The organism is Paenibacillus thiaminolyticus (assembly GCF_003591545.1).
In the GTDB taxonomy this organism is placed as follows: domain Bacteria; phylum Bacillota; class Bacilli; order Paenibacillales; family Paenibacillaceae; genus Paenibacillus_B; species Paenibacillus_B thiaminolyticus_A.
Map to the genome: position 1 here is coordinate 2,672 of NZ_QYZD01000068.1, position 10,435 is coordinate 13,106.

Below are 10,435 nucleotides of genomic sequence, written 5' to 3' on the forward strand. Positions count from 1 at the left end.
AGAGAGAGAAAATAGGCGTGGCCCTACAAGACGAAGAAGTGGCAATGGAGAGAGAGAAAATAGGCGTGGCCCTACAAGACGAAGAAGTGGCAATAGAGAGAGAAAATAGGCGTGGCCCTACAAAACGAGGAAGTGGCAATGGAGAGCGAGAAAATAGGCGTGGTCCTACAAGACGAAGAAGTTGGCAACAGAGAGAGAAAATAGGCGAGGCTCTACAAAACGAAGAAGTGGCAATAGAGAGAGAAAAGAGGCGAGGCTATACAAAACCTAGGAAGTGGCAATGGAGAGTGAGAAAAAGAGGCGAGTTCTTACAAATCGAGGAAGACCATAATGAGCGAGAAAAGCGAAGCTTGGCAAGGGGCGCCCTTTTACGCGGAAAAAGGCACTACCGCAGCCGGTTAACAGGCGGGCCCATCGGACTGGGTCAAAAGCATTCTTGACCCGAGAGGCCAACCCGCTCCCCATGGAAAAGAAGGGGAAAACGTAGGCATTATGTGGATTTTCTGCCGTTTCCCATCATTTGATGTTAGAAAACTTGACATAAAACATAAAAATACCTGACATAGATATTGACGAGATTTCTCCGAAGCGATTATAATGACAACAACTTAATTTTGAAAGTGGAACAATGAGTGCGTGAGGAACGTGTATTGTTCGGAAATGGGAGGAATCATCATGTCGACAAAGCCAGCTTTGATGGTTATTCAAGAGAAAAAAATCCAGTACGTAGATTTCCGCTTTATTGATTTGGTCGGTCGCGCGCATCATATTACCCTTCCTGCTTCAGAGGTGGATGAGAGCACGTTCACGAACGGAGTTGCATTCGACGGTTCCTCTATCAAAGGATTCCGTGGAATTGAAGAATCTGACATGGTGATGATGCCGGACGCGAACTCCTGCTTCGTAGATCCGTTCACGGCGCATCCGACGCTTATCGTCATGTGCGACATTTTTACACCGGATGGCGAACGCTATGATCGGGATCCGCGCAGCATCGCGCAGAATGCGGAAGCGTATTTGCACACGTCTGGGGTCGGTACGGCTGCATTCTTTGCCCCGGAGTCGGAATTTTTCATCTTCGATGAGGTGCGGTACGAGAATACGATGAACCGCTCCTCCTTCTATGTAGACTCGGTGGAGGCGTCTTGGAATACGAATCGCGAGGAAGCTGGCGGCAACCTCGGGGGCAAAATTCCGGCAAAGGGCGGATACGTCCCGGTAGCCCCAGTGGATACGCAGCAGGACATCCGCAGCGAAATGTGTCGCCTGCTTCAGGAATGCGGCATCCGCGTCGAACGCCATCATCATGAAGTGGCGACGGCGGGGCAAGGGGAGATTAACTTCCGCTTCGATACATTGACGGCCTCGGCCGATAATCTGATGAAATATAAATATATCGTTCATAATACGGCACGGCAGTTCGGCAAGGTGGCCACCTTCATGCCGAAGCCGCTCTTCGGTGACAACGGCAGCGGGATGCATGTGCATCAATCGATATTTAACGGCGACACGCCGCTGTTCTACGAGAAGGGCGGGTACGCTAATCTGAGCGAGATGGCGCTTCATTATATCGGCGGGATTCTGCATCACGCGCCTGCGCTTATCGCCTTGACGAACCCGAGCACGAACTCGTTCAAGCGGCTCGTTCCTGGCTACGAAGCTCCGGTCAATCTGGTCTTCTCCAAAGGCAACCGTTCCGCTGCGATTCGCATCCCGGTGGCTGCCGTCACGCCGAAGGGCTGCCGCATTGAGTTCCGCACGCCGGATTCGACAGCGAACCCGTACCTGGCGTTCGCGGCGATGCTGATGGCGGGGCTGGACGGAATCAAGCGCAAGATCGATCCGACCGCGGACGGCTTCGGTCCATATGACCGCAATCTATATGAGCTGTCCGAGGCAGAGAAGCTGGACATTCGCCGTGTTCCGGCCACGATGGAAGAGGCGCTCGACGCACTAGTGGCGGACCATGAATTTTTGCTCGAAGGCGGCGTATTCACCCGCGCGTTCATCGACAACTATGTTGGCATCAAGCGGAAAGAAGCTCAATCCGTTGCCATGCGCATTCATCCGCAGGAATACAGCCTTTATTTCGACTGCTAATCATATTGATGTATGTATCCTCCTATATATCCTCCGCATCCAGCTTGGATGGGGAGGATTTTTTATTAACTGAAGGGGGGGGGAGGAATGAGTGCGAATGGAAGAGGAAGGCTTGTTGACGGCTTCGCCAACCTTGCTCTATCATATACTACGAAAACAACTTAAACGTTTAAGTCGAGATAGATGTGAGGGAAATGGAATGTCAAGACGCTTCTTCATGTCGACATTGTCGGCAGCTCTGGTGTTTCTATTGCTTGTGGGATGCAAGCCTGCAAAATACGAATTCGGCTAACGAGAAGGCAGGGGCTGCGATGCAGCGGCATGCGGGAGAAGCCGGATTGCAGCCGGAGAAGGGCGCCACATTGCTCAGACAAGGGTTAAGAAGGCGTGCCCAAAAGCAGCCAACACGCCGGATCGTTGCCAATCGAGGACGGCAAGATGACCGTAGCTTGCCTATGTCCGGCTGGATGATATGGAAGCGTTGAAAGTAGGGTGCAGTTCGGAAACAGAGGGGGAAAATTGACACCCCATGGGAGGTATGCTTTAATTGCTTAAACGTTTAAGTCTACGCCAAGCGAGGTCGGATAAGATGAAAAAAACGACGATTAAAGATATCGCCAAAGCGGCGGGTGTGTCCATCGCTACCGTGTCCTATATTTTGAACGATGTCAAGACGCAATCGATATCGAATGAGACCCGGGTGAAAGTGCTTAAAATCGCACAGCAGCTCAAATATGTTCCGAACCGGACGGCCCAATCTTTAAAGATCAAGAAGACGGGATTGATCGGGATTTTAGTATTTAGGGATGAGCGGCAAAGCCCTTGGGCGGAATTCAAATACGCCAAAACGATAAGTAAAATCGAGCAGCAATGCAGCGCGCTCGGCTACCACGTCATCTTTATTCAGATCGACGATACGGCACCGTCTTACAAGGTCATTATAGAGCGGAATTTGGACGGCGTATTTTTGATGAATGTGGATCAGGAGCGGTTTGCCACGATCACGCCATACTTCGGGTTCGGTATCCCCGTGTTTGTGGTGGACAGTTATATTGAGGATTCGCTTTTTCATAAAATTATGCCTGACGTGGAAGCGGCCTTCCAACGATCGCGCGCCCTGTTGGACGAACCGCCTCAATTTCTAGTGATGGATCGCTACAACAATGAACAATGGACGGGCTTCATCAAGCAGGCATCGGGCTTGCCTGACGATCGAATTCATGTGTACGAGCACCGCCGAGGGATGGAAGCCTTTTTGGCGAAGTTCGAGGGTCTGCCGGGTATCGTCATGAACGAATTTATTGCCAATGAGGCCGTCCAAGCTCATCCGAACTTGATTGCCTGGTGCACCTGCCACTGTCCTGACATCGTTGGGGAAGCGACGGCGAGGGTCTCATTCAACCTGGATGAATACGCGGCATTCGTAAATGTAATGAACAGCTTTATTTATGATGTGGAATATGTGCACGAGGAGAAGTTTCTGAAATTGCCTGTCTCCTCGTAGATTAATGTGTGTGTTCAAAAGGCCGGTTTGCGGACTTTTGGAGCCGCCTCTATAAGGAGAAATGTCTAGTGGACTCATCACGGCTTGACACCATCAGCGGGTTTTATTCGAGCATTCTGGCGAACCGCCGGCCTGGGCATGCATGAGACCGATCGTCACGGTAAGGAGGTTCCTTATCGCAAATTTACGGTGGCGGATGGCTTGGAGCTGTATTACGAAGTCGAAAGCTGGGTCGATGTTGCGGCAGAAAGGGGGGGAGATCGATGAGCGCGAAGAGTTTGAAAAGCGTGAAAAGCGTGAAAAGCGTGAAAGGCATGAAAGGCATGAAAGGCATGAAAGGCATAAAGAGTGTGGAGAGCTTGGATAGCGGATCAAGCTTACTGCGAATGGAACGGTTTCACTCCGACTATTTGAATAACGACAGAGAGCTATTCATCTATGTGCCTCCCAGCTATCAGCGGGAGCCGAATAGGCGCTATCCGGTCTTATATATGCATGACGGTCAAAATATTTTCCATCCCGCCTTCAACGGCTATTCATGGAACGTGGATGCGGCTGCCGACAGGCTGATTGCCGAGCGGCGCATGGAAGAGATCATTATCGTCGGCATCTCGAATATGGGAATGAAGCGGGCCGATGAATTCACCCATGACCTGGAAGGCGTGCGCTATCAGGACGATAAATTCCCGGTTCAACCGCGCGGCCATCTGTATGAGCGATTCCTGATTGAAGAGGTCAAGCCCTATGTGGACGCCTTGTTCCGCACGCAACCGGAGCCGGAGCATACGGCCTTAATGGGCTCCTCAAGAGGCGGGCAGGTCACATATCATATTGGGCTGCGGCGGCCCGACGTGTTCAGTATGCTTGGAATTATGTCGCCTTACATGTATTGCGTATATCCCGATACGTTGGCAGAAGTGCCGTTGTACCATACCTTCACTATCAAGCAGCCGCTCAAGAAAATATGGATCGATCTGGGCAGCCGCGAAGGGCTTCTCGTCATGGAAAAGCATGTGCGTGAAGTGACGGAGAAGCTTCTGGACCTGGGGTACGAAGTCGATGACGAGGTGGTCTATCTCTATGAGCCTGGAGCGATTCATGTGGAGAAGGATTGGGAGGCGCGAGTGGCTGCGCCGCTGCTCCATTTTTTCGGTCATCGGGGCAAGCCTTGCACCTTGACGCTGCATGGCGATCGAGAGGCGGGCATTACGGGGCCAGCATGCCGCTTGAATCCAATCCTAGAGTTCGATTCCGGGTTCAAAATGTCGCCGCTGCGTGCCGTATATCGCGTAGCGGATGAGCGTATCGCGCAGGTTCGGGACGATGGAACGGTTGTTCCGCTGCAGCCGGGCGACACGGAGGTCACGGTTCAAGTCGATGGCCGGGAAGCGTCGCTGCCGCTTCGCATCCTAGAGGAAATTCCCGTACATGTCACCTTGGATATTGTCGTCCAAGTGCCATCCGATACACCGAAGGGCCTCAAGCTGTACGCTTGGTTCCCGTTAACCTATGATCAAGACAGAGGCGCATATACAGCCCGTCTGCGTATCCCGCTGCATACGGAGTGGGTATTCCAGGTGAAGCGCGAAGACGGGATCGTCGAGGCTGATGGAGCGGGCGCCTCAGTTGAACACAGCTATAAAGCAGACAAGGACGGAACATTGCAGATATTCGTGGAGAGATGGAGCGAGCGGAAGGAATAAGGAAGGGAACGTAACGTAACGGAATGCAACGGAACGCATCAATGGAATGAGCGAAAGGAAGGAAACAGGATGAGAAAACGGGTGATGGGCTTCCTTGCCGGCGCTCTGGTGGAAGCGACGGCAGTCAATTCAAGCCATTGCCGCTTACCCACACTGTGAACGATGTGGAGATAACGATTCATTCCATCCGGGTTACGGAGCAGAACACCGGCTTCCCAGATGCAATAGGCCGAGTGAACGGCCGGACAGTCCCCGAATCCAGGAAGGATGCGGGGTTTTTTAATGGCGCAGGATGCCTGATGAGCGCAGACTTTTTTGCGTTACCTCCTTGAAGCGAGCTTCAATTACTGCTATGATTATCGATAAAATATTTGATAGACAAGAACACGAAGGTGGGAGAAACGGATGGAACAACATCAACGCGCGTACAATTTCAATGCCGGTCCGGCAGCTTTGCCATTGGAAGTATTGGAGCGGGCTCAGTCCGAATTCATCGATTTCCGGGGCCATGGCATGTCCATCATGGAAATGTCGCACCGCGGCGCCGTCTACGAACAGGTTCACAATGAAGCGAAGCAATTATTGAAGGAACTGCTCCATATTCCGGAAGGCTACGACGTGTTGTTCTTGCAGGGAGGGGCGAGCACGCAGTTCGCCATGGTGCCGATGAACCTGCTCGCTGAAGGCAAGGTGGGCGCTTACGTTCATACGGGAAGCTGGGCCAGCAAGGCGATTAAGGAAGCGGAGCTTATCGGCGAGACCCGGGTCATCGCCTCGACCGAATCCGACGGCTTCATGCGCATGCCGGCACCGGAGGAGATCATCGTTCCGGCGAATGCCGCCTATGTTCACCTGACTTCCAATGAGACGATTGGGGGAACGCAGTTCGCCGCTTATCCGGATACGGGCGCGGTGCCTCTTATCGCCGATATGTCGAGCGACATTTTGTGCCGTTCGATCGATGTGTCGAAGTTCGGGATGATATACGCGGGCGCGCAGAAAAATCTTGGTCCGTCCGGGGTTACGGTCGTCATCGCGAAGGAAGAACTGCTGGCGAACAGCCCTGCGACGATTCCGGCCATGCTTCGTTACAGCATTCATTATAAAAATAATTCCTTATATAACACGCCATCCTCCTTCTCTATCTATATGGTGAACCTGGTGCTGCAATGGATCAAGGAACGCGGCGGATTGCAGCAGGTCGAGCGGGACAATCAGGCGAAGGCGGAGATGCTGTACGGCATCATCGACAACAGCGGCGATTTCTACCGCGGCTGCGCGGCGCGTGACAGCCGCTCGATGATGAACGTCACCTTCCGGCTCGCAGATGAGGAGCTGGAGAAGGCGTTCATCAAGGAAGCCGGGGAAGCGGGCTTCGTCGGTCTGAAGGGTCACCGCAGCGTCGGCGGCTTGCGTGCCTCGATCTACAATGCGGTGCCTTATGCGAGCTGCGAGGCGTTGGCGGAGTTCATGAAGCAATTCCAACAGAAGAACGGATAACCTATACGTTGATGATGCCCCGCGAGGTTTGCTCGCGGGGCGTTGTGTGTCGCGCAAGGGACTCGCGATGTTCGCTTATCGTGCAAAAAACCAAAAGAGCCCATTCAAGGCATTCCCTTGAATGGGCTCTCTGGATGTCTACTTCACTGCTTGCCACACATCGGCGCGGCCCGGCTCCTCGCCGCGGGTCCACCAGCGTGCCTGGTAGACAGCGCCGTTATGCTTCACCTTGTCTCCGCCGGTGTAGGCTCTATCCTTGCTCCAATCGAGGATGACGTTGCTGAGCAGCTTCCACGCATCTGACACGTCAGGACGATTGTTCTGCGTCCAATATTGGGCTTCGTATTCCAAGCCGTCGTAGAGTACGCGGTCGCCTTGGTTGTAGATGACGTTGGACTTCCAGGTCGTCTCGCCGGTCACTGGAGGCTCGGTGCCGCCTTCTTCCCCGCCGTTCCCGCCTTCACTGCCTCCGCCGGTATTGTCCTGAGGCAGCGTCGCTGCAACAAGCGGCGCAGACAATGGGGAGAGATTGCCGGCCCGATCGATGGCCCGCACGGTATACGTATAGGATGTATCCGGAGTCAGTCCGGCATCGCGATACGATGTTCCGGTCGTCTGTCCCAGCGAAGCGCCATTGCGGAATACTTCGTAGGCCTTAATTCCGTTCGAAGAGGAAGAAGATGTCCAGGTCAACGTGATCGAGGTCTCGGTCCGCGCTGAAGCCGCGAGCTGGCCCGGCGCTGCTGGCAGGTCGATTTCCGAACCGTCATTGACCAGATCGACGTCGATCACTTGGTAGAATGCTCTGCCTGTGTCCGCGATCTCCCAGACGCCGAGAATCAGATGGTAGCCGCTGCGATCGGTCGGAACGCTGCATTCATGCGTTACGGTTGAAGGCGGAACTTTGCCCCCTTCCTGAATCGTGCAGAACGGCACTGGCTCCAGATCGGCGCGAGTAAGCGGCTTGTTCGGATCCCAGTCTTTTTTTGTAATATAGTATTTCCATTCCGTCGTCTTATGCGGCATGGTCAGATACCATTGGAACGTATTCGTTCCGCCTTGCATCTTCACCTTATTCCACCGATCGGCCGATTGCTCATCAAGCGGGTCGAAGATGCCGCCGCCGGCAATATGGCCGTCAGCCGGGCCGCTTTGCGGGAAGTTGCCTTTGGCTTCCACACTTTGCGGTTCATACTGAACCCGTCCGCAATCCGAATTCAGGCCCAGCTTGCATTGATAGGCACGGCTCGCCGGAGATTCGATGTAGCCGTGGGCCGATGCGCTGTCCGCGAAGACGGCGCTAACGGCCAATCCGAGCACGATAAGCCCGAATGCGGTGAAGAGAGGGGATACCTTGGACAGCAGACTGCTGCCGATTTGTCTTGTCATTGGTGTCAACTCCTTAGTAGATTGATATCGATACCTGTGTAAGGTGAAAGCGATTTCATTTTATCAATTATTTATTTAAATTCATATGAACATATCAAACTATTTTGAGAGGCTCCCATAGTACCGGGCCGGACAAATGAAGCAGTGCTTTTGTCGAATCAATCCCTCAATCATCCTGAACTTTCGGGATTTTTTGTCGAATTATGTCTTATACCTGATTGCTAGGAAAAGTGAGGGTGTAGGCGCGCGACGGGGAAGTGGGACTATAAGGGAAGGAATATCTTGTTGACATTTAAATGTTTATGAATTATTATTTCCTTATTAAACGCAATAACGGAAATATTAATTAAATACGAAATATTATTTCCGAACCGGGAGAGTGATATTTTGACACATCTTGATCGATTATTTACGGAAATGCGAAATGAAAAAACGATGAATCTGGATTCCTTGCGTCCCATTGAAATCGTAAAGTTAATCAATGAAGAAGATAAAAAAGTGGCTTTATCTGTTGAGAAAGAGCTGGGAAATATTTCTACAGCCATAGAGGAAATCGTGAAACGAAGAAAAAAAGGCGGCCGCCTAATCTATATTGGAGCGGGAACAAGCGGAAGACTGGGAATTATTGATTCGGTTGAATGTCCTCCAACCTTTAGCGCTTCTTATGATGAGGTCATCGGTATTATTGCCGGAGGGAAGAATGCATTTGTGCAAGCCGGGGAAGGAGCTGAAGACTTTGAAGATGCTGCCGTAACAGACTTGAAAAAAATCGATCTCAAGCCGGAGGATAGCGTTGTTGGCATTACAGCAAGCGGCAGAACCCCTTATGTGTTGGCAGCCCTTGCGTATGCAAATGAAATCGGGGCCTTAACGATTGCGCTGACAGCCAATTCGAATTCAATCGCTGGTGATAAAGCAAATATCCGGATTGAGACAGAGACAGGTCCCGAGGTGTTAACCGGTTCGACAAGGATGAAAGCAGCAACGGCACATAAAATGGTGTTGAATATGATTTCAACGGGCACGATGATTCAGCTTGGAAAAGTGTATGAGAATTTAATGGTCGACGTTCATGTCAGCAACGAAAAACTGCGTCATCGAGCGCTCGGGATTATTCAAACGATTACAGGTTTATCAAAAGAGAAAGCAGAACAGATTTTTGAACAAGCCAACGGCGAACTGAAAGCTGCGATTGTAATGCACAAGAAACAAGTAAATTATGAAGAAGCCAGTAAATATTTAGAAAAGCATTCAGGGCATATTCGAAAAGCGCTGGAGGAAGGAGCCGAATAATTATGGGATATGGCGGTATTACGTTAATTAAACAAATTTTGCACCAGTTCTCCCCCTCTGAAAGAAAAATAGCGGACTATATCATTAATCATCCCGAAGAAGTGATTCATATGACCGCGAAAGAGGTTGGGGAAGCTACGCAATCAAGCAGCGCCGGTGTCGTTCGTTTATCCAAGGCGATGGGATTATCCGGTTGGCAAGAACTGAAGATTTTGATCGCAAGCGAGAGCAAGGAGCCGGAATCGGTTGAGTACCGTGAAGTGTCCAAAGGCGAATCTGTCGGCGATATCATTTCTAAAATATCGAACAATACCTATTCCATACTGGAGCAAACAAAAAAATTAGTAGACGAGAAAAAGTGTGAGCAAGTGATCCGACTCATGCACGAAGCAAAAAGGATTCATTTTTATGGCATCGGCGCATCTTATGTGGTGGCATTAGATGCGATGCAGAAGTGGACCAAAATAAATAAGGATTCCACTTCGTTATCTGACACTCATTTGTTGTCAAGTGTCATCTCCAATGCGGATAAAAATGATTTATTATTCGCCATTTCCTTTTCAGGAGAAACGAAAGAAGTTACAAGACTGGCAGAAATTGCAAAAAACAAAGGAATCCAGGTCATTTCATTGACAAAATTTTCAAAAAACCAGCTTTCCAAATTGGCCGATGTTTCCTTATATTCAACTTCTACAGAGGAGCCGATTTTTAGAACGGCCGCTACCATATCACGGATATCACAAATGCTTGTCATGGACATCTTGTTTTTCTCCTATGTATCGACGTATTACCACGATTCCATTAAAGCAATTGATAACAGCAGAACTATCGTCAGGGAATTTAAAGACAGCTTATAAGGGAGGAGAAGCCGATGGCTGATCAATATAAGCAATTAGAGTGTGTCTTCAAACTATAAGCTCACATTAAAACATGGTAAACTTAACCT

Annotated in this window: 8 protein-coding genes; 7 read left to right on the plus strand and 1 reads right to left on the minus strand. The window is 50.8% G+C overall.

Annotated elements, in window-relative coordinates; all coding sequences use genetic code 11:
- The 5 genes from DQX05_RS31245 to serC form a co-directional block, all read left to right on the plus strand.
- Positions 1-440 (plus strand): hypothetical protein (locus DQX05_RS31245; RefSeq protein ID WP_182914958.1); only part of this gene is annotated, 440 nt, incomplete at its 5' end.
- A gap of 235 nt (positions 441-675) precedes the next feature.
- Positions 676-2,100: a type I glutamate--ammonia ligase gene (gene glnA / locus DQX05_RS29430; RefSeq protein ID WP_119796785.1), complete on the plus strand. Its 1,425-nt coding sequence runs from the start codon at positions 676-678 to the stop codon at positions 2,098-2,100.
- Positions 2,101-2,689: 589 nt separating this feature from the next.
- Positions 2,690-3,604, plus strand: coding sequence for a LacI family DNA-binding transcriptional regulator (locus DQX05_RS29435; RefSeq protein ID WP_119796786.1), 915 nt, complete (start codon positions 2,690-2,692; stop codon positions 3,602-3,604).
- A gap of 263 nt (positions 3,605-3,867) precedes the next feature.
- Complete coding sequence (locus DQX05_RS29445; protein WP_310735706.1) at positions 3,868-5,307, plus strand: alpha/beta hydrolase; 1,440 nt, start codon at positions 3,868-3,870, stop codon at positions 5,305-5,307.
- 405 nt (positions 5,308-5,712) lie between these two features.
- Entirely contained in the window at positions 5,713-6,807 is a 1,095-nt protein-coding gene (gene serC, locus DQX05_RS29455; RefSeq protein ID WP_119796788.1) for a 3-phosphoserine/phosphohydroxythreonine transaminase, read from the plus strand.
- 138 nt (positions 6,808-6,945) lie between these two features.
- On the opposite strand, the gene DQX05_RS29460 is transcribed toward serC, so the two are convergent.
- Positions 6,946-8,196, minus strand: a complete 1,251-nt coding sequence (locus tag DQX05_RS29460; protein WP_119796789.1) for a lytic polysaccharide monooxygenase — start codon at positions 8,194-8,196, stop codon at positions 6,946-6,948.
- A 387-nt stretch (positions 8,197-8,583) separates the two neighbouring features.
- On the opposite strand from DQX05_RS29460, the gene murQ reads away from it, so the two are divergent.
- Together murQ and DQX05_RS29470 are read left to right on the plus strand one after the other, a co-directional pair.
- On the plus strand, positions 8,584-9,489 hold the full coding sequence (murQ, locus tag DQX05_RS29465; protein WP_119796790.1) for an N-acetylmuramic acid 6-phosphate etherase: 906 nt from the start codon (positions 8,584-8,586) through the stop codon (positions 9,487-9,489).
- Positions 9,490-9,491: 2 nt separating this feature from the next.
- Complete coding sequence (locus DQX05_RS29470; protein WP_119796791.1) at positions 9,492-10,346, plus strand: MurR/RpiR family transcriptional regulator; 855 nt, start codon at positions 9,492-9,494, stop codon at positions 10,344-10,346.
- The last annotated feature ends 89 nt before the right edge of the window (positions 10,347-10,435 follow it).